Here is a 26,195-nt window from a genome sequence, read left to right on the forward strand (position 1 = left end):
CGATCCGGGACCTTCGACGGACCCTCCCTGGGCACATGGCCTGCGCAAGGGCTAGGTTCTACGTGAATGTTCGGAAGAATCGCGTTGATCTGAGCTTGAGAGGGATCCTTCGTGCCCGCTGAGAATGACACCCGACCCACCCTCAGCTACCCCGGTGGCGAGCACACAATGTCTATCGCCAAGGCGACGGAAGGCAACGACGGCATCGAGCTGGGCAAGCTCCTTGCGGAGACCGGGTACACCACCCTTGACCCCGGTTTCGTCAACACCGCCTCCACCACGTCGGCCATCACCTTCATCGACGGGGAGAAGGGCATCCTGCGGTACCGCGGATACCCCATCGAGCAGCTGGCGGAGAAGTCCACGTTCATCGAGGTCAGCTACCTGCTGATCTACGGTGAGCTGCCCACCGCGGAGCAGCTCGAGGTCTTCACCGACAAGATCCGCCGGCACACGCTGCTGCACGAGGACCTCAAGCGCTTCTTCGACGGTTTCCCGCGCAACGCGCACCCGATGCCCGTCGTCTCCAGCGCCGTCAACGCCCTGTCGGCGTACTACCAGGACGCGCTCGATCCCGACGACCCGGAGCAGGTGGAGCTGTCCACCATCCGGCTGATGGCCAAGCTGCCGACCATCGCGGCCTACGCCTACAAGAAGTCCGTCGGTCAGCCGTTCCTGTACCCGGACAACTCGCTGAACCTGGTCGAGAACTTCCTGCGCATGACGTTCGGCTTCCCGGCCGAGCCGTACCAGGTCGATCCCGAGATCGCCCAGGCCCTCGACATGCTGCTGATCCTGCATGCCGACCACGAGCAGAACTGCTCGACCTCCACGGTGCGGCTCGTCGGTTCCTCCGACGCCAACCTGTTCACCTCGATCTCCGGCGGCATCAACGCGCTGTGGGGCCCGCTGCACGGTGGCGCCAACCAGGCCGTGCTCGAGATGCTCAACGAGATCAAGACCAGCGGGGGCGACGTCAAGGAGTTCGTCCGCAAGGTCAAGAACAAGGAAGACGGCGTCAAGCTCATGGGCTTCGGACACCGCGTCTACCGCAACTACGATCCGCGTGCGGCGATCGTGAAGAAGACCGCCGACAGCCTGCTCGCCAAGCTGGGCGGCGACGACGACCTGCTGCAGATCGCGCAGGCCCTCGAGGATGCCGCGCTCACCGACGATTACTTCATCGAGCGCAAGCTGTACCCGAACGTCGACTTCTACACCGGTCTGATCTACCGGGCGATGGGCTTCCCGACCCGCATGTTCACGGTGCTGTTCGCGCTCGGCCGCCTGCCGGGCTGGATCGCGCACTGGCGCGAGATGCACTCCGACCCGACGCTGAAGATCGGCCGCCCGCGGCAGATCTACACCGGTTACACCGAGCGCGACTACAACAGCATCGAAGCACGCTGACCCGTCCCCTACCGGAAGACCGATACATGAGCAGCAAGCCCGAGATCGAGTTCCAGGAGGGTCCCGCCCCGACCGGCCTGGTCGTCAAGGACCTCACCGTCGGCGAGGGCGCCGAGGCGACGCCCGGAGCCAAGGTCGAGGTCCACTACGTCGGCGTCGAGTTCGACTCCGGCGAGGAGTTCGACTCGTCGTGGAGCCGCGGAGAATCCATCACCTTCCCGCTCAGCGGCCTGATCGCCGGCTGGCAGGAGGGCATCCCCGGCATGTGCGTCGGTGGCCGCCGTCAGCTGACGATCCCGCCGGAGATGGCGTACGGCCCGGCCGGCTCGGGTCACCGCCTCGCCGGCAAGACCCTGGTCTTCGTCATCGATCTGCTCGGGGTGGAAGCCAAGCCCGAGGTGCCGGAGATCGAGCCGGCCACCGGCCCGGCTCCCGCCGAGCTCGTGATCGAGGACATCACCGTCGGTGACGGAACCGAGGCGCAGCCCGGGTCGGTCGTCGACGTGCACTACCACGGCGTCGAGTACGACACGAACGAGGTGTTCGACTCCTCGTTCGCCCGCGGCGAGTCCGTCAAGTTCCCGCTCGGCCGGCTCATCCCCGGCTGGCAGGAGGGCATCCCCGGCATGAAGATCGGCGGTCGCCGCAAGCTCACGGTGCCCCCGCAGCTCGCCTACGGTCCGGCCGGCTCCGGGCACCCGCTCGGCGGCAAGACCCTGGTCTTCGTCATCGACCTCCTCGGCACCGAGTAGGTCCCGCCCACGGCCGGAGCCCCGCCTCGCCTTACGCGATGCGGGGCTCCGTCGCATGCGGGGGATTCCCGCAGGAGTCAGTGCCGGACGAAGGGGGTGGGGGCGATGTCGCCGCTGTCGAGGAAGTGCCACTGGTCGTCGCTGCGGCAGATCCGCCCGTCGAACCGGGAGCCGTGGTTGCGGAACTCGCTGCGCAGGAAGTTGCCGTTCCTGTCGAAATGCGTGATGGCGCAACCGCGGTCGTGACGGTCACGGCGGTCGTGGTCGTCGCGGTGGTCCGAGGACGCGGCTGCGGTCCCGGCACCGCCGAGGACCGGCAGGACGATCAGGGCGGCGGTGACGATCAGCTTGCGGCTCTTCGACATTCGGGTCTCCTGGGATCGGTGGAGGGGCTGCCTACGATCCTGCGCCCGCCCCGTCCCGCGTCGTAGTGACCCGAGGGGTGGAAAACGTTCACCCCGCCGATCCGGCGAGCCGCACCGTCAGTCGGGCCCCGCCGAGCGGGCTCGCCTCCAGTCGCGCCGCGCCGCCGTGCAGCGCCGCCTGCTGCGCCACCAGCGCCAGCCCCAGCCCGGAACCGCCCCTGGCGGCGCCGCTGCCCCGGCGGAACCGCTCGAACACCATGCCGCGTTCGTCGGCGGGCACCCCGCGCCCGTCGTCGTCGACGGTGAGCACGGTGTCGGAGCCCTCGCCGGTGACCGCCAGCCGGATCCGGCGGGCGTGGCCGTGCCGCACCGAGTTGGCCACGGCGTTGTCGACGACGAGCCGCAGCCCGCTCGGCAGCGCCCGGATCTCGCGTCCCGTCTCGCCGACCACCTCGATCTGCACGCCGGGATGCCGGCTCGTCGCATCGGCGGCCGCGGCGTCACAGATCTCCACCGGGTCGGTGGGCACGAAGTCCCGAGAGGTGGACAGATCGCCGCGGGCGAGCCGCTCGAGGTCGTCGAGAGTGGACTCGACGCGACTCTGCGTCCGGGTCAGGTCGGCGAGGATCTGGGTGCGCTCCTCGACGCTCAGGACGTCGCCGGTCGCGTCGAGGGTGGAGAGCACCTCGAGGTCGGTGCGCATCGCCGTGAGCGGGGTGCGCAGCTCGTGGGCGGCGGCAGCCGCGAAGTCCCGCGCCGTGGCGAGGGCGGCGTCGGTGGCGGCCTGGGCGCGGGCGACGTCGCTGAGCATGTCGCCGGCCGCGGCGGCGAGCTCGTCGGCCTCGCGGATGCCGGAGCGCCGCGGCTCGAGCGTCGGTTCGCGGGCCACGATCCGGCGCGTGAGGTCCACCAGGGGGCGCACGGCCCGCCCGCCGAACACCCAGCCGAGGGCCGTGGCGACCGCGACGGCGATCGCACCGGCGACGGCGAGCTGCCGGTGCTGCTCGGTCGTGATGTCCTGCGCCTCGGCGTAGGGCACCGCGACGGACAGGAGTGAGGGCAGCCGGTCGGTCGGCGCGGTGTACGTCCGGTAGGCGGTGCCGCCGAGGTCGACGGTGTGCGCGCCGGGGGAGAGGGCGGGCAGTTCGGTCGGGGTGCTGCTGAGCAACCGCCCGGATTCGGTGCGGATGGTGACGGCGAAGGCGCCGGCGTCGCCCAGGGCGGGCAGGAACAGACCGGCGGTGCCGGCGTTGGCGACCAGCACCTGGGTGGCCGTCTCGAGGCGGCGGTCGAGCTGCGCGAGGTTGTTCCGGGTGATCGCCAGCGCGACGAGCACCCCCAGGACCGCGACGACGAGCGTGGTGCCGAGCGCCGTGGCCGCGGCGACCCGCGCGCGCAGCGAGAAGCGGTGTGTCACGCCTGATCCCGCAACACGAAGCCCACCCCGCGCACGGTGTGCAGCAACCGTGGCCGCCCGCCGGCCTCGAGCTTGCGGCGCAGGTAGCCGACGAACACATCGACGACGTTGGTGTCCGCGTCGAAGTCGTAGCCCCACACGAGGGCCAGCAGGCGGTCGCGGCTCAGGACGATGCCCGCGTTGCGGGCGAGCACCTCGAGCAGTTCGAACTCGCGCTTGGTCAGCTCCACCTCGGTGCCGTCGATGCGCACCCGGCGGCCCGCGGTGTCGAGTTCGAGCCCGCCGACCCGGACGACGGAGCCGGCGCCGGGAGCGCCCGGAGCGCTACGCCGCAGCATCGCCCGGATCCGCGCGACGAGTTCGGCGAGCACGAACGGCTTCGTCAGGTAGTCGTCGGCGCCGGACTCGAGCCCCGCGATGCGGTCGCCGACGGTGCTGCGGGCGCTGAGCACGCAGATCGGGATGTCGTTGCCGTTCGAGCGCAGGGCGTTGACCACGCCGGTGCCGTCGAGGACCGGCATGTTCATGTCGAGCACCATCGCGTCCGGCCGGTGCCGGGCGACGACGGCGAGCGCCTGCGTGCCGCTCGCGGCGGTGAGCACGTCGAACCCCGACAGGCGCAGCCCGCGCTGCAGGGAGGCGAGGACGTCGTCGTCGTCGTCGACGACCAGGACGGTGGCTGGCTCGGTCACCCCTGCATTCTGCCCGCGCCGAGCATGCCGAGGACGAGCTCGACGTAGTTGCCGGCGAGCGTGTCGACGTCGATGCGGCCCGGCTGGTACCAGCGGGCGACGTCGATGCCGAGGGACAGGATCGCCAGGGCGGTGGTCGGCACGTCCCGGACCGTGAACACCCCGGCCGCGATGCCGTGCTCGATCTCGGCGCGGATCACGGCGTCGGTGTCGCGACGGATCGCGGCGATCGTCCGGTAGTGCTCCGGGGTGAGGGCGTGCAGTTCGTACTGCGCCACCCGGCAGACGGTGTGGTGCACGGCGTGGGTGCGCACGAAGCCGTCCACGATCGCGCGCATCCGGTCGGCCGGCTCGGTGGCGGAGGCGGCCGCGGCGACGACGGCGTCGAGGACGTGCTGGTGCCCGATCCGGCTGGCCTCGAACAGCACCTCCTCCTTGGACTTGAAGTGCACGTACAGTGCGGCCGGGCTCAGGCCGGCGCCGACGGAGATGTCACGCGTGGTGGTGGCGTGGTAGCCGCGACGGGCGAAGGACTCCACGGCCGAGCCGATGAGACGACGCGCGACGTCGGACTCGACCTCGGTGAAGATGCCGGTGAGGTCGTCCCGGTCGGTGATGGGCGTGTCGATCATGCTGGGTTCTCTCCGTCGCCGTGCTGGTCCGTTGACATCATGCACCGTCGTTGCTGTACTAAGTGAGCGCTTAGTGAAACCGTGGCACTGTGAAAGGAAACTCCATGCCCGCTCCCGTCCTGTCCCGGCGTGACCTCGACTTCCTGCTCTACGAGTGGCTGAACGTCGAGTCCCTCACCGCGCGGACGCGGTTCGCCGAGCACTCGCGGGAGACGTTCGACGCCGTCCTCGACCTCAGTGCGGACTTGGCTACCAAGCACTTCGCGCCCCACAACAAGAAGGCGGACGCTCAGGAGCCGCGGATCGGCGACGACGGCAAGGTCGAGATCATCCCCGAGGTCAAGGCGGCGCTGGAGCTGTTCGCCAAGGCCGGGCTCATCGGCTCCTCGTTCGACGAGGAACTCGGCGGCATGCAGCTGCCGGTCACCGTGCTGCGGGCGGCGATGGCCTGGTTCCAGGCCGCGAACGCCGGCACCTCGTCCTACCCGTTCCTCACCGTCGGCAACGCCAACCTCATCGCCACCCACGGCAGCGAGGAGCAGATCGCCACGTACGTGCCGTCCCTGCTCGAGGGCCGGTTCTTCGGCACCATGTGCCTGTCCGAGCCGCAGGCCGGATCGTCGCTGGCGGACATCACCACCAAGGCCGTGCCGCAGGACGACGGCAGCTACCGGCTCACCGGCACCAAGATGTGGATCTCCGGCGGCGACCACGAGCTGTCCGAGAACATCGTCCATCTCGTGCTTGCGAAGATTCCCGGTGGTCCGGCGGGGGTCAAGGGGATCTCGCTGTTCATCGTCCCGAAGATCCTCGTCGGCGGGGACGGGCAACTCGGCGAGCGCAACGACGTCGCCCTCGTCGGCCTCAACCACAAGATGGGCAACCGCGGCACCACCAACACGCTGCTGAACTTCGGCGACGGCACCTTCACCCCCGCTGGTCGCGCCGGCGCCGTCGGCTACCTGCTCGGCGAGCCCCACAAGGGCCTGGCGTACATGTTCCACATGATGAACGAGGCCCGCATCGGCGTCGGGTTCCTCGCCACGGCGCTCGGCTGCGCCGGCTACCTGCAGTCCCTCGAGTACGCCCGCACCCGCACACAGGGCCGCCCGCTCGGCGACAAGGACCCCTCGTCGCCGCCCGTGCCGCTGATCGAGCATGCCGACGTGCGGCGGATGCTGCTCGCGCAGAAGGCCTACGTCGAGGGCGCGCTGGCGCTGGGGCTGTACTGCTCGAAGCTCGTCGACGAGCAGCAGACCGCCGAGGACGAGGACGCCCGCACCCGCGCCGGGCTGCTGCTCGACATGCTCACCCCCGTCGCGAAGTCCTGGCCGTCGCAGTGGTGCCTCGAGGCGAACAGCCTGGCGATCCAGGTGCACGGGGGCTACGGCTACACCCGCGAATTCGACGTCGAGCAGTTCTACCGGGACAACCGCCTCAACCCCATTCACGAGGGTACGCACGGTATCCAGGGGCTGGACCTGCTCGGGCGCAAGGTGGTCATGCAGGGTGGGGCGGGGCTGGCGCTGCTCGGCGAGACGATCGGCGGGACCGTCGCGAGGGCCGTCGACGCCGGGGGCGACGCGGCCCGCTACGCCGGGCAGCTGCAGGCCGCGGTGACACGTGTCGCGGCGACCACCGCACGTCTGTGGTCGACCGGTGATCCTGAAGTGGCGCTGGCGAATTCGTCGGTGTACCTGGAGGCCGTCGGGCATGTGATCGTCGCGTGGATGTGGCTCGAGCAGATCCTCGCGGCCGGGGCCCGGGAGGGCGACTTCTACGAGGGCAAGCGTGCCGCGGCCCGGTACTTCTTCGCGTTCGAACTGCCGAAGACCGGCCCGCAGTTCGACCTGCTCGACAGCCTGGACCGGACCACGCTCGACGCGCAGCCGGCCTGGTTCTAGTCGACTGCAAGAGAGGACGAGTCTCGTCTTCGGGATGCCCGGTGCGTGGTCGTGTCGGACGAGGAACCGAACACGCACCGGGAGGTGGTCAGCTAGCGCGCAGGGCGATGGTGAGGCCGTCCTTGTGGCAGGCGGTGGGAGCACCGGGGTTGGGTTCGGCTTGGCAATTCCAGCCGTCGCTGGTGACGGTGTCGGTGAGGGCGTCGGTGCAGCCGACTCGTCCGGCTGCGGTGCCGACGGCGATGAGGTGTTGGCGCCGGCGGCGTCGGTGACCGAGTCTCGATGACTGTCACTCGGCGGTGTATGCGGCGGCGACGTCGAGGATCCCGGTCACTCCGAAGCTGTCGGTGAGCATCCCGAAGCCGGGGCTCCCAACATCCTCGTCCAGCAGCTCTCACCCGCTTCACGGTTTCCGTCACCCCCAGTCAGACGACTCGAGGGATACCACGGATCGGTGACGGTCGGCACCGACCTGACGACCGTGCCCGTCGCCCAGACCTGATGGGAACGGATACAAGCACCCGGACCGACAGACAAGACCCGTCATGAACACTGTGCTATGGATCCTCGCCGGACTCCTCGCACCGATCTTCCTCGCAGCGGGGTCATGAAGCTGATTGAGCCCAAGGACAAGTTGGCTGTCACGCCCAACCTGTCCTGGGCCGAGGACTTCTCCGACGGGACAGTCAAGGCGATCGGAATCCTGGAAGTTCTGGCCGCGATCGGTCTGAGACTCCCGCCTATTGTGGTCTTCTCAGTAAGTTGATCTTGATTGGATGGCGTCAGGCCGGATCCCGAAGGACGCAGAGCTCCTGGTAGGACTGGATTTGCGAGGATCGAATCCGAGCCAGAGGCGATCCACGTGATCACCTATCGTGCCATCTCGACGTCGCTCGACCGCTCGCCCAGTACCTTGGCCGACTGTGTACGTCGGCGCCGGCGCAGGCCGCCGGTGAACAGGGCCTCCCGCGGCGGTGCGCCTCACACGGTCATCGGCGGGATTCACACACCCGCCCGGTCGAGGCGTTCGATGAGGCGTGGTTTGCGCGCATGTCTGTGACGTAGTGCCAGGATGCGCTGGGTGAAGGCGTCACGTCGGCCCTCGCGTTCGGCGAGTGCCTGCATATCGGTGAGCAGCGTGACGGCAGCCTCGTATTCGCTGGGTTTTCGGGTGGCGATCATTGCGTCGATGCGAGACCACGCGGCTTCCTCGTCGCGGACCGGTTCATCCAACCGTCTCTCGCGGGCGAGTGCGTGGTCTTTGTCGCGGCGGACTTTGTCCTCGGCACGCCGGGCGGCCGCCCGGCGCTCACGGTCGCCGCGACGACGCGCCGCGGCGTCGAGGAGATCGGCCACGGTCCGAGGAGGCGACGCTGGAATGTGCGGGGTGTGCTCGTCGTGGAAGCGGCGCAGCATCTCCGTCCGGACCGCCGCGGGGTGATCATTCACCACGCGCATCAGGAGTCGGTTCTTCTCGGCGAGGGGCAGTGTTGTCACCCAGGCTGCGAGTGCGTCGGAGATGCCGGTGGTCTCCTCGAGCGGGGGGCTGGTCCGGGCTGCGACGGCAAGTAGGTCGTCGTCGAGGCGAGGAAGTCGGCCAGCGCTCGCTGCGCGGCGGTGAGCGTGGCTGATCCGGGCGGCACGGGTGGCTCGAGGTCGTTGTCGGGGTTGCGGCCCCAGGAGTAATCGTCCTCGCTGCTCAGGTCGAGCACGAGGAATTCGCCTGTGGTCCAGTCGGTTACCAGATCTCCGACGCAATAGTCGCGGGCGACGTCGATATCGAGCAGGCCGCGCGGGAGGCGGAGCATGATCCGGTGTGTTCCCCAGTTCGCCAGATAGAGGTGCGCGTCGTAGTAGCGCTCCATCATCATCATCTGCCTCGGATCGCCCCGGAAGTTGCCCCAGTGGTACTCGTTGACGAAGCTGGTGGCCGTAACGCTCGCCCGGGTGGACAGCGAGCGAACCTCGGCCAGCTGACGATCGTTCAACGGCCGGTCGACGGCGAGGAATTCGTAGTACTGGTATTCGCTCATCGCCTACCCCTGCCGGTTGGCACGGACAATAGGGTCCGCCCGGAAACCCGAGTCGTCTCCCATGTGGAAGAACAGGTGCCCGGCGAGCGTGCCGTCCTCGTGCAGAGCTGCCCAGCCGCGTCCGCTGACCTCGTCGCCTTCGTCGTCGCCGATCCAGCTGAACTCCACTACCGGGTGGCCGTTGCGTTCGGTGGTCCGGCAGTCCATCGAGCCGCGGACGGCGATGAAGCCGAACTGCCCGGTCCCGTCGCGGGTGAACTCGATGAAGCCGGGTTCGACGAGATCGATGGCGTCGCGGTCCCACAGGTCCATCTCCACGATCCGCCATCGGCCGGTCAGACGCCTCACCGGTAGGTCCTCCCTTGTTTGTCGCGATGTGCGGTGGTGAGGGTAGCCGCCTCGGAGGCCGGTGCGGTGAGTCGGGCTGCACGGGTGCTCTGTCCGGTTGTGACGAATGTGGCCCGGTCCTGGGCCTCGAGAAGTGGGTTCGATCGCTGGCTGTGGATGGGCACGGGCGGGCGCGGTACCGGCACGGGTCGTTCCCGTTCACGACCAGTCTCTTGCGAGCGGTGGACCGCTTCGGGGAACGCGCCGCGCCGCGTCGAGAGAGCGTCGAGGGTGCTGTCCGCGCATCTTCTTCGTTCGGTGCACCTGCGTGCTTTCCCCGGTGCGGCACCGCGATCTTGGCGGGCACGATTTCGTCTGTCGAAGGTCCTGGTGTCCCGTGCTGTCTGCGGCGAGCGTCTGCGACCGGCTGCGGATGCGTCCTGGTCCGCTTGCGCGACGGTTTCCTCGGGCCGCGTGTCGGTGAGAAGGGCCCTGGGGTGGGTAAGGGAAGTCCATCCGACCTCCGTGGGCAGGTCGTGAAATGGGTGCGGGTGAATCAGCGTTCACCTCGTAGTGCACCATGAGGGAGAATGCTCAACTCGATGATGTTGGTGAGGTACTTCATGGATCCGATAGCCACACAGTGCGAATTCCGCGGTGACGGTGTCACGCTTGCCGCCGACCGGTGGGATCCACCGGCACCGGCTGCCGACGGGGCGGGCGTCGACAGGAAAGGCGTGGTGCTGTTGCTGCACGGCGGCGGGCAGACCCGGCATTCCTGGCGCAACACCGGTCGCAGCCTCGCGGCAGACGGCTGGTCCGCCGTCGCGGTGGATGCACGGGGCCATGGCGACAGTCAGTGGGCGCCGGACGGGGACTACGGCATCGATGCGTTGGTCGCCGACCTGACGTCGATCATCGGCGAGCTGGGGGAGAAGCCGGTACTCGTCGGTGCCTCGATGGGCGGGATGACGTCGTTGATCGGGCAGGGGGAGAATCCCGCACTCGCGCGTGGTCTGGTCTTGGTCGATATCGCACCGAGGGTCGAAACCGGCGGCACCGCGGAGATCATGGCCTTCATGCGCAGTGGTCTCGACGGTTTCGCGAGTCTGGACGACGCGGCGGCGGCGATCGCGGCGTATACCCCGAACCGTGTCCGCAAACCCAACCCGGCAGGGTTGCACAAAAACCTCCGCCTGCGTGAGGGGCGCTGGTACTGGCACTGGGATCCGGCGTTTCTTCGCCAGGGTGACGAGCCCACGCGTCAGGCCGACTCGATCGTGCGCTACGAACGTGCCCGGGCTGCCGCGGCCGCGATCACCGTTCCGACGATGCTCGTGCGGGGCGCGCAGTCCCATGTGGTCAGCGAAGCAGGCGCCCAGGAACTGCGCGAGCTGATCCCGACCGCGACAGTGATCGATGTCCCCGGGGCCGGCCATATGGTCGCCGGGGACGACAACGATGTCTTCAGTGGTGGATTGAAGGGATTTCTCGACGACGACGTGGTCGCCGCGCGTCGCTGACGCCCTCGCAGGTAGCCGGCCGGGGGCTTGTCTCGGGTCTGCCTCGTGTCGGTGGCCGCGGGGGTCCGGTGCGTCTCGAGACCGTGGCCCCCGTCGTCCACAACCAGACCTCGCCGAACCCCACGACCGACCCCGCCATCGTGGTCTCCAGCCGGCCATCAGCGAAGTTGACAGTGCCGGCGCGAACTATGGGATGGCGGTCACGATTGGGCCGATGTAGTAGTACGGGGCGCCCGTGCCGATGCACTGGATGAACGCTCGGGTGCCGGGTGTGTATCGGAAGAACATAGGGTTCGGTCCGGTCTCGAATTTGTAGAAGTCCGGTACCACCTGCAGGTACGGTGGCTCGAGACTCCATCCCTCGCATTCCCACGTTTCCCCTGGGGCGAGGTCCATGCGGATGACCCCGCCGGGTTCGGGTGTGGCGACCGGCGGGGTCGCGGACGCAGTGCCGACTGCCAGCAGACCAAGCGCCGCTGCTGCAGTTACCGACCCGGCACGTCGGATGTATCTGAGTCGGATGTTTCTCATCGGAAGTCCTCCTTTGGTCGGGTTGGGGGTGGCAAGTTCAGCGGTGGTTGCGCGGATGCGCCAGCCGGATCAGCAGGCTGCCGAGCGAGTGGCCTTCCTTACCGAGCACTCCGAAGCGGTGGATCACCGCGAGGTCGCGCTTGTACTGGGTGCCGGTGACGCCCCAGGCCCGCTCGACCACGGCAACTCTCCGAGAGAGTTCCGTGCGCCGGACGACCGCCGCGAGGATTCCGTGTCGATGTGGTCGATCTCGTTGTGCAGCTCGTCGAATTCGATTGTGATCGATCGCTCGTCCGATTCGGGGAACGCAAGTGGGTTCATCTCCAGCTCCTGGTAACTATCGCGTATCAGGTCCGTGGTTGTCGGCGGTTCACCGTGGAACCGAGACCGACACTGTGGATTCCACGAAATACCGACCGGTGCACATCTCCACGCCGAGGGAAAGGGTCACGGGTGGGGACGGGACGGACCGTGCAGTCGGCGGCCGGACCGGGCGATGGCGGGCACGTTGCCGGGCGAGCCTGTTCGGCGGCGAGCCGGGGGTGAACCGTCTCGTGGCTTCGGTGATCGCTGCGCGAAACACTTTCTTGTTCAAGGTGTTCTTCTCGTGGTGTGTTTCGGCGGGGTGTTGCACCCGGCACGAGTGGTGGACGTGGAAAACATCATTCGGCATGGGCACGGTGACCGGCGACGGGGAAAACCCTGGACCGCGATGTTTGGGCCGAGCGCCTGTTCGCCGCGGTGCAGGACACCGTGGTCGAACACCAGTCGGCACCGCGCTGTCCTCCCGGCTCGCGTGCCCGGACTGCGAAATGCCGCGGCGGCACAAGGACAGCCTGGACCATTGGGATGGGGACGCTGTTCGGCACGCTGCCGCTGGACAGTCCCCGCTGGTGGCACTGCCCGTGCACGCCGCAGCCGACCCGAACGTTCAGCTGACTGGCCGCGACCCTGCGGGAGCGGACGACCTCGGGGACTCGCGCACCCCGATCCGCGCGTGCAGTCGGCGCAGCGGTGCCGGTGCCCACCAGTTGAACTCGCCGGCCACCCGCATGAACGCCGGCACCAGCACACCGCGCACCAGTGTGGCGTCCATCAGCACGGCGAGCGCGGTGCCGATCCCGAACATTTGCATGAACGACAGCCCGGTCGAGAAGGACAGCAAGGTCACGGTGAGCAGGGCGGCGGCGCTGCTCACGATCCGCCCGACGCGACCCAGGCCCTCGATGGTCGCCTCGGTGGTGCCCGCCCCGCCGTCGCGCGCCTCCTTGATCCGGCTGAGCAGGAAGATCTCGTAATCCACCGACAGGCTGAACGCGATGCAGCACAGCAGCACCACCATGCCGATGTTCAGCGGTGCGGGCGTCACGCCGGTGATCGCGGCCAGGTGCCCGTCCTGGAACAGCCACACCATCGCGCCGATCACCGCGATGAGCACGAACACGTTGAGCAGCAGCGCCTTGATCGGCACGATCATGCTTCCGGTGAATAGGAACAACAGCACGAAGGTCGACACGGCCAGCAGTGCGAGCGCCGACGGCAGACGGCCGGCGATCGCGGAATTGCTGTCGATCAGCGTTGCCGTCGGGCCGCCGACGGCAACGCGGTTCTCGGCCACCGCCGGCAGCGCCCGGATCTCGTGCACCAGGTCCTGGGCCGGCTCCGATTGCGCGTCCACCGTCGGTTCGACCAGTACGTACCCGGCATCGTCGGCGGTGAAGCGCGCGCTCTGCGGTCCCGGACCGGCCACCAGCATCCCGTGTTGGTAGCGGCCGAAGGCGCCGTCCACCCGGGCCACCTCGTCGAGCGCGGACACCTCGCGGGCCACCCGATCGAGCGCCGCCGCGTCGTTGCGCGCCACCAAGATCGCCGCGTCCGAGCTGTCGGCGGCATAGTCGTCCCGGATCGCGGTGGTGACCTGACGCGCGGCCGAATCGACCGGCAGCGCTCGCTCGTCCGGGGTCGCGAACTGGGCGTGCAGGACCGGAATGCCCATCAGCAGCAACAGCATCAGCACCGGCAGCGCGGCGCGCACCGGTCGGCGCGTCACCGCTGCCGCGGTGCGACGCCAGAACGGCGAATCCGCCGCCAGCCGGTCGCGTCGGCGCCGCACCGCCAACGAGTCGATTCGCCCACCGAGCAGTGCCAGAATCGCAGGCAGCACCACCACTGCGCTCACCGCCGCCGTCACCACCACCGCCATCGCCGCGAACCCGACTGACCGCAGGAAGTAGATGGGGAACACGAGCATCCCGCCCATCGCCACCGTTACGGTGGCCGCGCTGAACAAGATGGTGCGGCCGGCCGTCGCGACCGACTCGATCACCGCGTCCCGCGGCGGGTGCCCGTTGGCCCGCTCCTCGCGGAATCGGGACACCAGCAGCAACCCGAAGTCGATGGCCAGGCCGAGTCCGAACGCCGTGGCCACGGTCAGCGCGTAAACGGACACGTCGGTGACCTTCGCCAGCACGAACAGCACCAGCATCGTTGCCAGAATCGAAGCCACGCCCAGGCTCAGCGGCAGCAGCGCCGCCACCACGCTGCCGAACGCGACGATCAGCAGCAGCAGCGTCGCGGGCAGCGCGATCGATTCGGCCAGCTTCAGGTCCTGAGCCACGTGGGTCTCGAGGGCGTCGGTCAGCCCCAGCTTGCCCCCGGCCGCCACCCGCACCGCCGGGTCCTCGGGCAGCTCCGCGAGGATCGTCGTGGTGTGCCGGGCGGCCTGTTCCGCGGTGCCGCCGACGTGCAGCAGCACCAGCCCGGACCGGCCGTCGGTGCTGCGCAGATCCGGCAGCCGCGTGGTCCAGTAGGAGCCGACCTCGGTCACCTCCGGCTCCGCCGCGATCCGCCGCTCGAGCCGCTGCGCCGCGGCCGTCACCTCGGGGCTGTTCACATCGCCGGCGCGGGCGGTGACCTGCAACACCAGGTTGGGTGTGGAGCCGCCGAAGCGCTCGTCGAGGAAGGCCTCGGCCAGAGACGATTCCGAGCCGGGGTCGTCGAAACCGCCGACCTTCAGCTCGGCGGAGACACCCGTGCCGAGCACACCGGCGAGCACCAGGAAGGCCAGGGCGCCGGCGAGAACCCGGCGGGGACGGTCGACGATGAGGGTGGCGAGCCGTGTCAGCATGACGTCGTCGCTCCTTCGCGATCGTTCGCCGCGGCCTCGGCGTAGCCGCGCAGCGGGGGGCGCAACCGATGGAACAGCCGTTCACCGGCGGTGTCGAGGTGGAAGGGGTCGCCAGGCCGCGGGATGATCTCACCCAGCAGCCGGATCAGCGTGTCGTCGTCCACCCCGTTGAGCGGCGGAAACGGCGCTGGCGGATGCGGTGCCGCATAGGCCGACGACAGCGGTGTGAGCGGCATTTCCGTGCGTGGCGCAGCCAACACCGACGTCGCATCGGTGGGGTGATGCCGCCGCCGCAGGCGACGGTTTCCGGGTGCTGGGCCGTGGGCGGCGGCGGGTCCGGGCCGGCCGCACCTGCCCTCGGAGCTACTCCACCGTCTGGGCCCAGCGGTCCTTCGATCCACCCCACGCGGCGGTGAGCTGTGGTTCCGATGCCGTGGGCCGCGCATCGTCATCGTGTGTGAAGGCGTCCGCCGTGAGCGCCGCAGTCTGCACCATGCCCAGTGGGGCGTTGCGACCTGGGCTCGGCCGGGTAGCGGGCGGTGGTGTTCATCCCGCTCCCGCTTTCGGTCGTCGACGGCCGGATTCCTCCCGCCCGGGACGACGAGCGCCGACGTGCACGACATCACCGCGGACCGTGCGGGACCAGTTGCCCGCCCGAACGGTCCTGCTGGTGCCGCGGACCCAATACTTCGAACATGATCGGCCGACGCGGTCCGGTTGCGATGTTGTGCGGGACCGACAACGGAGGTGGTCGGCGTCGGTCCCGCTCCGGCAGAGCCAGCCGGACCCTTGACAGGATGGTCGCCAGCACGATTGACATCTCGTACTCCGCCAGGGCGAACCCGATGCACCGTCGATGCGCACCGCCGAACGGTGCGAACTCGAACGGGCTGTAGCGCCGCCCGACGAATCGTTCCGGATCGAACTGGTCGGGCCGCTCCCAGACATCCGGATGCGAATGCAGGAGTGGCAAGGCGATACCGACCGTTGCGCCCGTGGCTACTGGGACGCTGCGCACGTGCAACGGCCCGGTCAGCCGGCGCAGCACGATCGGCACCGGTGGGTGCAGTCGCAGCGTCTCCTTGCACACCGCGTCCAGGTATGGCAACCGAGCGAGTTCCTCGGGCGCTGCCGTCGGGCCCAGGTTCCGCACTTCGTCCATCACCCGCTCGCGGACGTCGGGGTGGCGGTGTAGATGGAACAACGCCCAGCACACCGATGTCGCGGTGGTCTCGTGCCCGGCGACCAGCAATGTGCGGAGCTCCTCGCGCAGCTCGGTGTCGTTGATCCGCGACCCGTCTTCATAGGTTGCGGCGAGCAACATGCTGAGGATGTCCAACCGGTTGTCCTCGGGGCCGGCGCGCCGGCGCTCGATGTCTTCGATCAGCAGCGCATCGAATTCGTCGCGTGCGCGGACGAACCGATCCCAGGGCGCGCGTCCGAATACGCCGCGCCGTAGCAGCGGAACAAGCATCAGTGGGCCGGTGTAGGCAGCGAGGAAGTCGGCGACCACCCGGACGTATTCGGCGGGGCGGTCGGTGCCGGAGAGTCCGAACACTGCCTCCAGGATCACGCGCAGAGTGATGGCCCGCAGGGCGGCCCGCGAGTCGATGATGCGTCCCGGAATCCAGTTGGCAATCTCATCCAGCGTCGAATCGCGGATGATCTCGCCGTATGCCCGCATCCGCTGCCCGTGGAACGGTGGTGTCAGCAATTTCCGTTCCCGGTGGTGCCGCTCTCCGGATATCAGGATCAGCGACGCGTCCCCGACCAGCGGCGCGATCGGATTCGGCGTCGGGGGTTCGACCAGGTCGACGGGCGCACGGAAGATGTCGCGGGCACCCTCGGGATGTCCGGTGAACAGGATCGGGGTGAAGCCGGGAAACCGTACCTCGAATGGGTCGCCGTCGCGGTCGCGCCGCCACCGGAAATAGCGTTCGAGATCGGTTCCGGCGGTGAGGGTGCGAACAGCACCGCGTCCGGCGGCACGCAAGTGGGAAGCGCGTGGCAGCATCGTCGACATGCTCGGGCCTCACATCGTCCGCAGTGCCCACAGCACCGCACGGCCGGCGGCGGGGTCGCCCACCGCGATGCGGGCGCTGCCGTCGGTGTAGAATTTGGCCACGATGCCGGCGCGTTGCAGCGCCGGTGCGATGTGCGGCCCCCTCAGGTAGAGGAAGTTGGCGTGGCTACGGGGAACGTGTACCCCGTTCTGCCGCAACGCCACCCGCAGGAGCTCGCGTTCGGCGGTGATCCGCGCGACCCGGGCTTGCAGTTCGTCCTCCGCCGCGTAGGAGGCGGTCACCGCCGCCACCGCCGCACAACTCATCCCGAACGGCAGCTGTCGGCGCCGCACCCGCGCCACCAACTCCTGTCCTCCGAATGCGTACCCGATGCGGAGTCCGGCCAGCCCGAACGCCTTCGAAAACGTCCTCAGTACAATTACATTGGGGTAGCGTCGAATGAGGTCGAGCACGTCGACCGCGTCGGCGGCGTCGATGAACTCGACGTAGGCCTCGTCGAGGATCACCACCACTCGCGGCGGAATCGAGGACAGGAACACCTCCAAGTCGGCCGCGGAGACCAAGGTGCCGGTGGGATTGTGCGGCCGGCACACTACTACCAGCCCGGTCCGGTCGTCGACGACCTCGCCCAGGTTCCCCAGGTCTTGCCGGCCCGCCCGGTCCAGTGGCACCGTCACCGCTTCCACACCCATCATGTCGGCCATGATTGGGTAGCCGTCGAACGTGGGCGTCGCGAACGCCATGGTTTCGCCGTCGCCCAGCACGGCCTGCATGATCTGCATCGCGACCCCTGTCGCGCCCGAGCCGACCACCACTTGCGCCGGGTCGACACCGACCCGGTCGGCGATGATCCGCGGTAGCCGCTGCGGCAGAAACTCCGGATACCGGTTCGCCCGGGCCATCTGTTCGTGCAGCGCCGCCAGTACCGACGGTAACGGTGGGAACGGGTTTTCGCTCAGTCCGAGCTCGAAGTGGCGCGCTGGTCGGGTCCGGTTGCCCACCGCCGACGGTGTCGTCGCCTCCGTGATCTCGCCGGTCATGGCGTCGGCCCCGCTCCCCATCGGACGGCCGCGGCACCGGCGAAGTCGCCGGCGTGCGCGAATCCGGCCAGCAGTACCAGCGATCCGTTGCCGATGTGCCCGTCCCGATTGGCGGTGTCCAGCGTCACCGGGATCCCGGCGCCGAACAGGTTTCCGCACTCGTCGAAGGTGTCCGGATGGTGCTCCGGGGTCAGCTGCATGGCCTCGCGCCAGTTCCGCAGGAACAGCCGGTTGGGTTGGTTGGTGACGAAGGTGTCGACGTCGACGGACTGCACCCCGATCCGATCGCAGACTGCCAGCGCCACCTCGGGAACGAGCCGGTTGCCGCGGGCGAACACCTTGGTGATCTTGGACTCGGTGAACCCCACGCAGACCTGGCCGAGTCCTGGCTCCCAGTATTTGCGATCGGAGATCGGAATTCCTTCGAAGGTCATGTCCCCGCCGAACTCCGGATAGGTGCGGCATTCGATGCCCAGGATCGGCGCGTCGTCGGATTTGGTCAGCAGGCCGACGCCGCAGCCGTCGCCGGGGACCGAGGCATGCGCCAACCCGCGGATCTCGGTCTGGGTGAAGACCTGTCCCGCACTGTTCTGAGTCGTGGCGATCAATGCCGTGGTTGCGTCGGTGCTGTGCAGGATGGTCCGGGCGAGCGCCATCATGTGCACGAACGACGCGCAGCCGCCGTTGTGCACGTCGATCACCCAGTCCGGGCGCAGCCCCAATCGTCGGGCGACCTCCGGGCCGCAGCCGAGCACCGGGTTATCGGGCAGTTGGGTGTGCGTGAGCAGCACATCCACGTTCGAAATCGTGTCCGGGCCGTGCCTGTCGATCAGCGGCGCGACCGCCCGCTCCACCATGTCCACCGCGGTCTCGTCACGGGCCACGTGGTGCCGATACCTCGGCGCGCGGAACATGACGTTCTTCGCCATCCGGTCCGAGCGGGAGAACTGGGTGAAATACTCGGTGGGAACCCGGTTCTCCGGCAGATAGCTGGCGACGTCGATCAGGCTGACCGCGGGCAGGGACGCTGTCATCGGTGCGTGCGCTGTCATGCTCATTTCATCCACTCCGGCTTGATCGGTAGACCGTGTGTGGCGCGGTACTCGCAGATGGCCTTGAGGTTGTCCATCTCCAACTGATGTCCGGCGGAGAACATGTCCCAGAAGTCGCCGACCCACACCGGGCGGTTCGCCGGCGCCGTCTCCGGGTAGGGGTTCTCGTCGTAGAAGGGGTGGTGGCAGTTGGTCCACAGCACCACCGATCCGGGGATGTTCAGCACCACTTCCGCGTCGACCACCCGCATCAGATAGATCATCCATAGGTGTTGGCCCTGGTCCCACGCGCAGTGGTAGTCCACCGTCATCGCGTCGGGGTTCGCGACGGTGCGCACATAGCATTTCGTCTGGTCGCCGAGCCGGTCGTAAGAGAGCCACAGCCCGGGCTCGTCGGTCTCGGTGAACCCGCGCAGGCTGTAGGTCCATTCCTCCAGACACCGGGTGTCCGCAAGGTACTCGTACACCTCACGCGGCGGTGCCGCGATGTGGGCGCTGACCGGGCAGAATCGGCCGAACACCTGCTCGTGGGGGTACACCGACCGCAGCATGTCCACGATGATCGGTGTGGTGGCATCCTTGTCGGAATTCTCGATCCGCAGCACGCCTGGGATCTCATCCTCGGCGATGTCGCTCAGGGCGGGAAGGCTGATGGTCATGATTTGTCTCCTGTATTCAGGGTCGGGTCAGGAACGGCAGGAACGGTGGTATCTCGTCGGGATCGCAGTCCACCGAGACGAATGATGGGCCTTCGGTGTCCACGCTGCGTGCGAGCGCGTCGGTCAGCTCGTTGACATTTCGCGCGGCGAATGCTGGCAGCGTCGGGAACATCGCTGCGATCCCCTCGCCGAGCAGGGTCGGCCGGAATCGATTGAAGCTGTACCGGTCGCGGTAGAACAGTTGCTCGCGGGTCACGCACATCGCGTGCGCGTTGTTGTTGAACACGATGAAAGTCACCGGCAGGTCGTGCTCGATCGCGGTGTGCATCTCCAGGCCGTGCATGAAGAACGCGCCATCCCCGGCGATCACGAACGTCCTTCTGTTCCGCGCGAACGCCGAACCGATCCCCGCGCCGAAACTGTAGCCCATGCCGCCCATCCCGAGGGCGACCACGAACCGCCCGCCGCGGGGCACCGAAAGATGATGCACCACCGATGCGCCCGTGTTCCCGGCGTCGGCGAACACGTCCGCTCCCGCCGGCAGCATCGCCGCGATCGCCTCCACGGCCTCGCGGTAGCGCAGCCCCGGACCCGAGGAGTCGGGTACCTCCAGCGTCGTCAGGGCCTGCGGGCCTGCCGGTTCCGGTACGCCGTCGACGTCGAACAGCGCCGTGAGCTCGGCCAGTGTCGACCCGAGGTCCCTGCTCACCGCGTGCACCGTGGGCGGATAGGGTGGTTCGGCGCCGATGCTGGCCACCGGCACTCCGGCCAGCGCACCGTCGAGCCCGGCTCGTGCGGTCATCGGCATCCGTGTGCCCACCAGCAGGCACAACGCCGCCTGCTGCACGGCGTCGACGAGTTCGGCGTGGCCCATTATGCCTGCCACACCGCAGAATCCATGCTCTTCGGCGGCGTAGCAATCCTTCGCATCCGGTGTCACCCCGACCGCCGCGTCCAACGCGACGGCCAACGCCCGCACCTGCGCGCGGGCATCGTTGCGCGCCACCTGATCGCCGACGACGAGCACGATCTTGCCGGTCCGCCGGGCCGCGGCGACCATCTCGGCGACCCGGGCCAGCCCGACGTGATCGCGAACCACCCGGCGGGTCGGCGGGGTGAACCGGGGCCCCGTAACGGTGGCCTGCTGAACATCCTTGGGCAACAGCAATACCGCAGGCCCACCGCACAGCGCCGCGGACACCGCCCGCTCCAGGTGCTCGGCGATGTCCTCGGGCCGCTCGACCCGCGCGCAGTAGCGGGAGATCTCGACGAACAACCGCGCCGCGTCGATCGAACCCGCCCGGCCGCTGGAATCCTGGAATGCCCCCTCGCCCTCCAACGCGGTCGGTGGCTGACCGACCAGGGCCAGCACCGGCACCCGCGAGGTGTAGGACTCGGCCAGCCCGGCGACCAGGTTCATCGCGCCACCGCCCGAGGTGGCGGCGACAACGCCGAGCCCGCTCGTCGAGCGTGCGTACCCGTCAGCCATGGTGGCCGCGGAGAACTCGTGCTTGGCCACTACCCCAGTGACGTTCACGTCGGCATCGAAGACCGCGTCATAGAGGTCCTCGATGTTGGCGCCGTCCACCCCGAAGATGTTGCGCACGCCCAGCGCGGCCACGGCGTCGACCAGGTAGTCGACGACCCGCCGCTGTTCGCGTCCGTGACTTCGAGCGCTCGTTACCATGCCGTGCTCCTTCCGGGACTCCGGTCCCGACGCTTCTTGTCGCTTCCCGATGTGGTTACGTCGGACCCGATCGGGGGCGCCGTCGCGGGTGCCCTTGGGTGACCCCCACGTTCGGGTTTTAGGTCAGGTGCGGGAGCGCCGGCCTATCCGGAATCTCTGCATCGCCGCGCTCCGCCTGGTGCGCAGCTGATCGCCTACCACAATGTGCCGGTTCTGCTGCCCTCAGTAGGCACCCCGGGGTGTAAATCTCCACACCCTCGTATGTCAGCGCGTGGCGGTATCGGGAAGTCGACGACCTGACCTGTCGAGTCCCGAGCCGTGGGCGCTCGACGTGACAGTGCAGTGCCCGTGACCGGCACGCCGGGCAGCGGCGTGGATGCGGGAGCAAACGGGCCGAGCGCGACGGGGATGGTTCGCCTCGGGGGCGGCTGCCGCTGCGCGACACACGTTCTTGGTCACGGTGTTCTCCTCCCGGTGTGTCGGTGGGTGTAGCTCGCCGGCACGAGTGGTTGGCGTAAGAGAGCCTCCGGCGTCGGCGCGATGACCGGCGACGGGGAAAATCCTGGACCGCGATGTTGGGCCGACCACCTCGAGTTCGCGCGGGTTGTCCCCGGCTGGAGTGGGTGGCCGGCGAGTTCGAGGGATTCCGCTGTCGAGGAACCGAGATCGTCCACACAAGAGTGATCGCATGGCGATTGATCTGTGGAGTGCGGCCGACCGGCTCGCCACCGCGCTGCACGTGCCCGGTACGAGGAGATATGTGCCCTTCGGCGGCGGCGGCAGGCACGCGACCTGGTCCGAGCCATGGCCCCACCGTCGGATGCGGGCGGACTGCCTGTCCTGCTGGTCGGTGGCCTGCTCGACACTCCGTGGCTGCTCGAACCCCTCTCGGAGTGGTTTGGCCTCCTGCGCTGTCGCCTGACCGTGGCGCCGGTCGGCTTCGGTGTCGACTGTGGGGAGCGGACCACGGGTCGGGCGCTGCGGGCGTTGGAGGGTTTGGTCCTCGAAGCCGGTCGGCCCGCGCTGATCGTGGCGCACAGCCGTGGCGGCCAGTTCGCCCGCGTCGCCGCGATGCGGCACTGGGCACGTACGATGGCGCGCACAGCCGACTTCGTCCAGGCGGTGGTCTCTTCGATGCTTCACCGCCCGGACGGGAGGGTCGAGTCGAGGCGAGAGCCTGCGGTGTGGACGCTGGCCCACCGGGATACAGCGGGTCCGGTCGCCTCGACGTGTGGGTGTACCGCACGCAGGCCGATGCGCTTCGGGCTGGGGCGGTCCCGGCGATGGAGTGCGGTATGGACGACGAGCCGCGGTGCGCGGAACTGTCCGCGGCAGGCCGCTGGGCGGGCCCGAACCGCCCGCCGACGGCCACAACTGGATCCAGACCCTGCCCGGCAAGGGCTGGTTCGCGATGTTCCGTCTCTACGGGCCGTTGGAGCCGTGGCTCGACAAGACCTGGAGGCTTCCGGACATCGAACCGGTTGGGTAGCGTCGGCGGGAAGCGGGTCATCTCTACCCGGCTATATTGTCCCGCTCTCTCCATTCGAAAGAAGTGAAACACCCTTTCGAAACTTTCGAAGCGAAGCTGGGAAAAGGATTCCGCCCGAGCGGCAGGCATCGAACACGTCCGGGTCCGACAACAGCCGCGCCCCGTATGGTCCGACCCCGGCCCGCCCTGGAAGATATGTCAGGTCTGAACCGTGTTCATGTCATGTGAATCGACTGCGCCGCCTGGGCGAGCACCGCTCAGACCATCACAGGACGTGTCCACGACGCCGGACATGTAACGGCCACTTGGAACTGCAGATCCACACCCTCCATCGGAAACTGCAACTCGGCACCCGCAGCCTGCTCGACCGCGGTAGCCAGCTCCGCACGTGCCGCCCGCGATCACCTCCGGAAGTCCAATCTCCGTCATCGATGCCAGCGGTGAAGGTCTCTCCCTCCACTCGAACCCACTCGAATTACAGTGCCTCACGGCGCACACGGAAAGTCCGCCAGAGCCACGCCCTCCTGTCCCTGGACAGTTTGAGCACCCGCATCAGCAATGCTCCAAGTATCGGAGAAGTTCGGCCAATTCGGTTACGGGGTGTGATTGGTCGTGTCGGCACGGAGTACGCGTAGCAGGCTGGTGTGGAGTGCTTCCGAGGCTTCGTTGCCGGACATCCGGCCGGCGTCGACTTCTTCGCTGGCGGTGTGACCGAGTTTGATGGTGACGGCGACCAGCCAGTCGGGAGATAGCTGGTTGTCGAATTCACCGGTCTTCTGGCCGCGCTGAATAATTCGCTTCAGCCGGTCAGCGACCGGCGCGTGGCGTTGATGATTGGTGTGCGGGCTCACGGCCAGCGAACTGAGCTTCTGGAGCAGGACGGGATATCGCCCGAACGTCCGATTGCCCGCTTCGAGCAGGCGCAGCAGCGCGTCCATTGCTGGTCCGGTGTCGAGGTCGGCGGCGTCCATCGCGGCAACGGCTTCGTCGGTGAGGTAGTCGAGCACTGCAGCCAGTAACTGCTCCCGCGAGGGGAAGTGGGCATAGACCGTCTGGCGAGTCACGCCCGCGGTGGCGGCGACAGCTTCAACGCTGGCGTCGGGTTCGGTGTTGAGGACTTCGATTGCCGCATCCAGGATCGAGGCCCTGCTGCGTTGGGCGTCGGCGCGTCGCTTCCGGGCCTGGGAACGAGTCATCTCTTACACCTTGTCAAAGTTGCCTGGCGGTGGATATATTACAGCTTGTCAAAGATCGTGTGTGAGACCTAGAGCGTAGCGAGAGCACCATGAACACCCTCGACAGCACCGACCCGAAGCAGTTCATCGCCGACTTCTTCACCTCCTTCACTGACGAGTTGCTGCGCAGCGATGATGACCCGGCGCTGATCTTCGACCGTTATCACACCCCGGACATCGTCCAAGTCGCCGATGGACATCGAATGGACCGGGACAAGCTCATCGCGCATACCCGTCCGGTGCGCAAGAACCGCCCCACCAGCCGCATAGAGGTGCATGAAGCACTAGCAGATGGGGACGGGATCGCCGCCCGATACACCTTGTCCGTGCAGAACCGCAAGAGAGAGCTCGCCATCGAAGTCTACTTCTTCGGGCAGTTCACCCCTGAAGGGCGGATGCGCCAAGCACACATGCTCACGCGCGCGGTCCCCGCAGACGCCGACACCGACGCTGACCTGGCGGAGCAGACACCGCGGTTGGTCGAGGAGCAGGAGCCGTCGGCATGACCGAGTGCATATACACCGTCAGCGGGATGGCCTGCGGACATTGCGCGGGCTTCGTCACCGAGGAGATCGAACGCATCGCTGGTGTCCTCGCCGTGGCGGTAGACGTCGAGACCGGCACGGTCACAGTGACCAGCAACAGGGACCTCAATGTCGCGGACGTACGCGCCGCAGTTGAGGAAGCGGGCTACGAACTCACCACCGCGACCGGTTAATAGATTCCGCTCTATCCGGTGACCCCCACGGGCGACCACGCCCCGATCAATCGGTGCGCGTCTGCGAGGAGGACACGATGCTGGTGGAATCGCACGAGGAGGAACACATCATCGCCCGGGTCGCCGCCCTGGATATCGGCAAGGCCGAGGTGGTGTCGTGTGCCGGGATCGGGCCGGCGCGTACGCCGACGGCATCGGCACCGGCGCCCCGAAAGCTATCCAGGTCGCCGATCGGTGGCACCTGTGGCTGGGCCTGGTGGGGGCGGTGGAGAAGACCGTCATTCGCCACCGCGCCGACCTGCACACCCCCACCGAAACCACCGTCGTCGGACCGAACCGAATGACGCCGTCCCCGCGCATCGGCCCGGTCGAGGACCGTATCGTCACACGCACCATCGAACGCCACGCTGCCGTACACGAGTTGCTCATCCAGGGACGCACACTCTCCGACGTCTCGCGCATCCTGGTCTGGATCCCAAGAGGGTCCGCCGCTTCGCCCGCGCTTCCGACGCCCACGCTTTGATCTCCACTGCGCGACAGGGTCGCAGCATTCTCGACGAGTACGCGCCTTACCTGCGTGAACGCATCGACGCCGGGTGTCTCGACGCCGCACGGCTCACGCGGGAGATCACCGCACTCGGATATCGCGGCAGCGCCAAGACCGTCGCACGATTCGTGCATCCGCTGCGCGCTGCGGCCACCCCAGCGCCGCCGCGCCCCGCCGCGCCGAGCGTCCGGCAGGTCACCGGATGGCTCACCCGTCACCCCGATCGACTCACCGACGAGGACCGCACCGGCCGACAAGCCCTGCTCACGCGCAGCCCCGCGTTGGCCACCACCTGCCGGCTGGTGCGGGATGTCGCCGAGATCATGGTCGGCCGACACGGTCACGAGGTGCAGGAGTGGATCACCTGTGCCCGCCGCGACGGCGCGCCCGCGTTGCGGTCCTTCGCGGCAGGGGTGTCCGTCCGACTGCGCTGGCGGACCGCCCTATTGCTCACTCGAATGCCGAACCGACCCCTGTCCTTGCGCATTGGTTGGGGTGCTCATTGGGGGCGGGTGTGGGGCCCGTGTCGGTTTGTCGGTCACCGAGAGTCCGGTGCCGAGTCGGCGCATGGCGTCGGACGTCATGGTTCGGTCGGGGGGAGTGCGTTCCAGAATTGGTCGGGCACCGTGGGCCAGTCGTCTCGCCACCGCCCGGCCTCCCGGTCCATTCGCAGATCCTCGAGCAGCGCCATCAGGTGCGAGCCGCCGTCGAGCAGGTAGCGCACGATGCCGAGTGCGGCGCACTGGGCGGTGATGGTCGCGAGCAACTTCTTGGCCTCGACGGAGCGACCGGCCGCGGCGAGGGCGTTGACCAGCAGCCGTCGTGCCTGCAGTTGCGCCCGCGGCCGGTCGGTGTCTGCGAGCATGTCGACCCATTCCTGTGCCCAGGTGCAGGCCAGCTCGGTCGACGCCGGTGTGCCGTCGTCGAGCAGTGCCCAGATGGCGACGGCCTCGTCGAGTTGGGCGGTGATCGCCTCGATCCCGTGCACCGGCCGGTGCCGCTGGAGATAGGCGATCGGTGGGGGTGGGGGG

The 26,195-nt window shown here is 68.2% G+C and carries 24 protein-coding genes and 3 pseudogenes; 10 read left to right on the top strand and 17 right to left on the bottom strand.

What is annotated here, in order from left to right; genetic code table 11:
- Positions 1–111: 111 nt before the first annotated feature.
- The 3 genes and pseudogenes from G6038_RS17895 (at position 112) to G6038_RS31420 (ending at position 2,162) form a co-directional block, all read left to right on the top strand.
- Positions 112–1,410 (top strand): citrate synthase, encoded by a 1,299-nt coding sequence (locus G6038_RS17895; RefSeq protein WP_165039154.1) that lies wholly within the window; start codon positions 112–114, stop codon positions 1,408–1,410.
- Positions 1,411–1,436: 26 nt separating this feature from the next.
- Positions 1,437–1,787 (top strand): annotated as a pseudogene (locus tag G6038_RS31415) (FKBP-type peptidyl-prolyl cis-trans isomerase); the annotation flags it as partial.
- A gap of 3 nt (positions 1,788–1,790) precedes the next feature.
- Positions 1,791–2,162 carry an FKBP-type peptidyl-prolyl cis-trans isomerase gene (locus G6038_RS31420; RefSeq protein ID WP_230304611.1) on the top strand — a complete coding sequence of 124 codons (372 nt, stop codon included), beginning with the start codon at positions 1,791–1,793 and terminating at the stop codon, positions 2,160–2,162.
- 77 nt (positions 2,163–2,239) lie between these two features.
- Here G6038_RS31420 and G6038_RS17905 read toward each other — a convergent pair whose 3' ends face one another.
- The 4 genes from G6038_RS17905 to G6038_RS17920 form a co-directional block, all read right to left on the bottom strand.
- Positions 2,240–2,527 (bottom strand): hypothetical protein, encoded by a 288-nt coding sequence (locus G6038_RS17905; protein ID WP_165039156.1) that lies wholly within the window; start codon positions 2,525–2,527, stop codon positions 2,240–2,242.
- Between the two features lie 88 nt (positions 2,528–2,615).
- Complete coding sequence (locus G6038_RS17910) at positions 2,616–3,944, bottom strand: HAMP domain-containing sensor histidine kinase (protein WP_165039157.1); 1,329 nt, start codon at positions 3,942–3,944, stop codon at positions 2,616–2,618.
- Positions 3,941–4,636 (bottom strand): response regulator transcription factor, encoded by a 696-nt coding sequence (locus tag G6038_RS17915; protein WP_165039158.1) that lies wholly within the window; start codon positions 4,634–4,636, stop codon positions 3,941–3,943. Before G6038_RS17915 ends, G6038_RS17910 begins: the two co-directional genes overlap by 4 nt.
- Positions 4,633–5,268 (bottom strand): TetR/AcrR family transcriptional regulator, encoded by a 636-nt coding sequence (locus G6038_RS17920; protein ID WP_206025009.1) that lies wholly within the window; start codon positions 5,266–5,268, stop codon positions 4,633–4,635. Before G6038_RS17920 ends, G6038_RS17915 begins: the two co-directional genes overlap by 4 nt.
- A gap of 104 nt (positions 5,269–5,372) precedes the next feature.
- Between G6038_RS17920 and G6038_RS17925 the strand changes: the two genes are divergently transcribed.
- Complete coding sequence (locus G6038_RS17925; protein WP_165039160.1) at positions 5,373–7,172, top strand: acyl-CoA dehydrogenase; 1,800 nt, start codon at positions 5,373–5,375, stop codon at positions 7,170–7,172.
- 607 nt (positions 7,173–7,779) lie between these two features.
- Complete coding sequence (locus G6038_RS17930; protein ID WP_206025011.1) at positions 7,780–7,938, top strand: DoxX family protein; 159 nt, start codon at positions 7,780–7,782, stop codon at positions 7,936–7,938.
- Between the two features lie 236 nt (positions 7,939–8,174).
- Here G6038_RS17930 and G6038_RS31425 read toward each other — a convergent pair whose 3' ends face one another.
- From G6038_RS31425 to G6038_RS17940, 3 genes are all read right to left on the bottom strand, one after another.
- A complete protein-coding gene (locus G6038_RS31425) occupies positions 8,175–8,528 on the bottom strand; it encodes a hypothetical protein (protein WP_240918560.1) in 354 nt (117 codons plus the stop codon).
- Between the two features lie 137 nt (positions 8,529–8,665).
- Complete coding sequence (locus tag G6038_RS31430; protein ID WP_240918561.1) at positions 8,666–9,205, bottom strand: hypothetical protein; 540 nt, start codon at positions 9,203–9,205, stop codon at positions 8,666–8,668.
- A gap of 3 nt (positions 9,206–9,208) precedes the next feature.
- Positions 9,209–9,553, bottom strand: a complete 345-nt coding sequence (locus tag G6038_RS17940; protein ID WP_165039161.1) for a hypothetical protein — start codon at positions 9,551–9,553, stop codon at positions 9,209–9,211.
- A gap of 602 nt (positions 9,554–10,155) precedes the next feature.
- Here G6038_RS17940 and G6038_RS17945 point away from each other — a divergent pair.
- The gene (locus G6038_RS17945) at positions 10,156–11,055 is read left to right on the top strand and encodes an alpha/beta hydrolase (RefSeq protein WP_165039174.1); all 900 of its coding nucleotides are present in this window, start codon (positions 10,156–10,158) and stop codon (positions 11,053–11,055) included.
- Between the two features lie 568 nt (positions 11,056–11,623).
- Here the strand turns inward: G6038_RS17945 and G6038_RS31435 are convergent.
- From G6038_RS31435 to G6038_RS17985, 8 genes are all read right to left on the bottom strand, one after another.
- Positions 11,624–11,767 carry a hypothetical protein gene (locus G6038_RS31435; RefSeq protein ID WP_240918562.1) on the bottom strand — a complete coding sequence of 48 codons (144 nt, stop codon included), beginning with the start codon at positions 11,765–11,767 and terminating at the stop codon, positions 11,624–11,626.
- 750 nt (positions 11,768–12,517) lie between these two features.
- On the bottom strand, positions 12,518–14,713 hold the full coding sequence (locus G6038_RS17955) for an MMPL family transporter (protein ID WP_165039162.1): 2,196 nt from the start codon (positions 14,711–14,713) through the stop codon (positions 12,518–12,520).
- On the bottom strand, positions 14,707–14,949 hold the full coding sequence (locus G6038_RS17960; protein ID WP_165039163.1) for a hypothetical protein: 243 nt from the start codon (positions 14,947–14,949) through the stop codon (positions 14,707–14,709). Before G6038_RS17960 ends, G6038_RS17955 begins: the two co-directional genes overlap by 7 nt.
- 386 nt (positions 14,950–15,335) lie before the next feature.
- The gene (locus tag G6038_RS17965; RefSeq protein WP_240918563.1) at positions 15,336–16,727 is read right to left on the bottom strand and encodes a cytochrome P450; all 1,392 of its coding nucleotides are present in this window, start codon (positions 16,725–16,727) and stop codon (positions 15,336–15,338) included.
- 18 nt (positions 16,728–16,745) lie between these two features.
- Entirely contained in the window at positions 16,746–17,777 is a 1,032-nt protein-coding gene (locus G6038_RS17970; RefSeq protein WP_165039165.1) for an aminotransferase class I/II-fold pyridoxal phosphate-dependent enzyme, read from the bottom strand.
- Complete coding sequence (locus tag G6038_RS17975) at positions 17,774–18,829, bottom strand: ketoacyl-ACP synthase III family protein (protein WP_206025013.1); 1,056 nt, start codon at positions 18,827–18,829, stop codon at positions 17,774–17,776. The genes G6038_RS17970 and G6038_RS17975 overlap by 4 nt, the downstream gene beginning before the upstream one ends.
- 2 nt (positions 18,830–18,831) lie before the next feature.
- Complete coding sequence (locus tag G6038_RS17980; protein WP_165039166.1) at positions 18,832–19,488, bottom strand: SRPBCC family protein; 657 nt, start codon at positions 19,486–19,488, stop codon at positions 18,832–18,834.
- Between the two features lie 16 nt (positions 19,489–19,504).
- Positions 19,505–21,175 (bottom strand): thiamine pyrophosphate-binding protein, encoded by a 1,671-nt coding sequence (locus tag G6038_RS17985; protein WP_165039167.1) that lies wholly within the window; start codon positions 21,173–21,175, stop codon positions 19,505–19,507.
- 1,345 nt (positions 21,176–22,520) lie between these two features.
- On the opposite strand from G6038_RS17985, the pseudogene G6038_RS17990 reads away from it, so the two are divergent.
- A pseudogene (locus tag G6038_RS17990) lies at positions 22,521–22,664 on the top strand (DUF1214 domain-containing protein); the annotation flags it as partial.
- Between the two features lie 593 nt (positions 22,665–23,257).
- On the opposite strand, the gene G6038_RS17995 reads toward G6038_RS17990, so the two are convergent.
- Entirely contained in the window at positions 23,258–23,860 is a 603-nt protein-coding gene (locus G6038_RS17995) for a TetR/AcrR family transcriptional regulator (RefSeq protein WP_165039168.1), read from the bottom strand.
- An 89-nt stretch (positions 23,861–23,949) separates the two neighbouring features.
- On the opposite strand from G6038_RS17995, the gene G6038_RS18000 reads away from it, so the two are divergent.
- The 3 genes from G6038_RS18000 to G6038_RS18010 all read left to right on the top strand — a co-directional run bounded on the left by G6038_RS18000 (position 23,950) and on the right by G6038_RS18010 (position 25,140).
- Positions 23,950–24,405, top strand: coding sequence for a nuclear transport factor 2 family protein (locus G6038_RS18000; RefSeq protein WP_165039169.1), 456 nt, complete (start codon positions 23,950–23,952; stop codon positions 24,403–24,405).
- Entirely contained in the window at positions 24,402–24,617 is a 216-nt protein-coding gene (locus tag G6038_RS18005) for a heavy-metal-associated domain-containing protein (protein ID WP_165039170.1), read from the top strand. The genes G6038_RS18000 and G6038_RS18005 overlap by 4 nt, the downstream gene beginning before the upstream one ends.
- 157 nt (positions 24,618–24,774) lie before the next feature.
- Positions 24,775–25,140: a hypothetical protein gene (locus G6038_RS18010; protein WP_165039171.1), complete on the top strand. Its 366-nt coding sequence runs from the start codon at positions 24,775–24,777 to the stop codon at positions 25,138–25,140.
- Positions 25,141–25,744: 604 nt separating this feature from the next.
- Here G6038_RS18010 and G6038_RS18015 read toward each other — a convergent pair.
- Positions 25,745–26,195: pseudogene (locus G6038_RS18015) on the bottom strand (protein kinase); the annotation flags it as partial.

It is taken from the genome of Rhodococcus sp. 14C212, from assembly GCF_011058195.1.
In the GTDB taxonomy this organism is placed as follows: domain Bacteria; phylum Actinomycetota; class Actinomycetes; order Mycobacteriales; family Mycobacteriaceae; genus Rhodococcus; species Rhodococcus aetherivorans.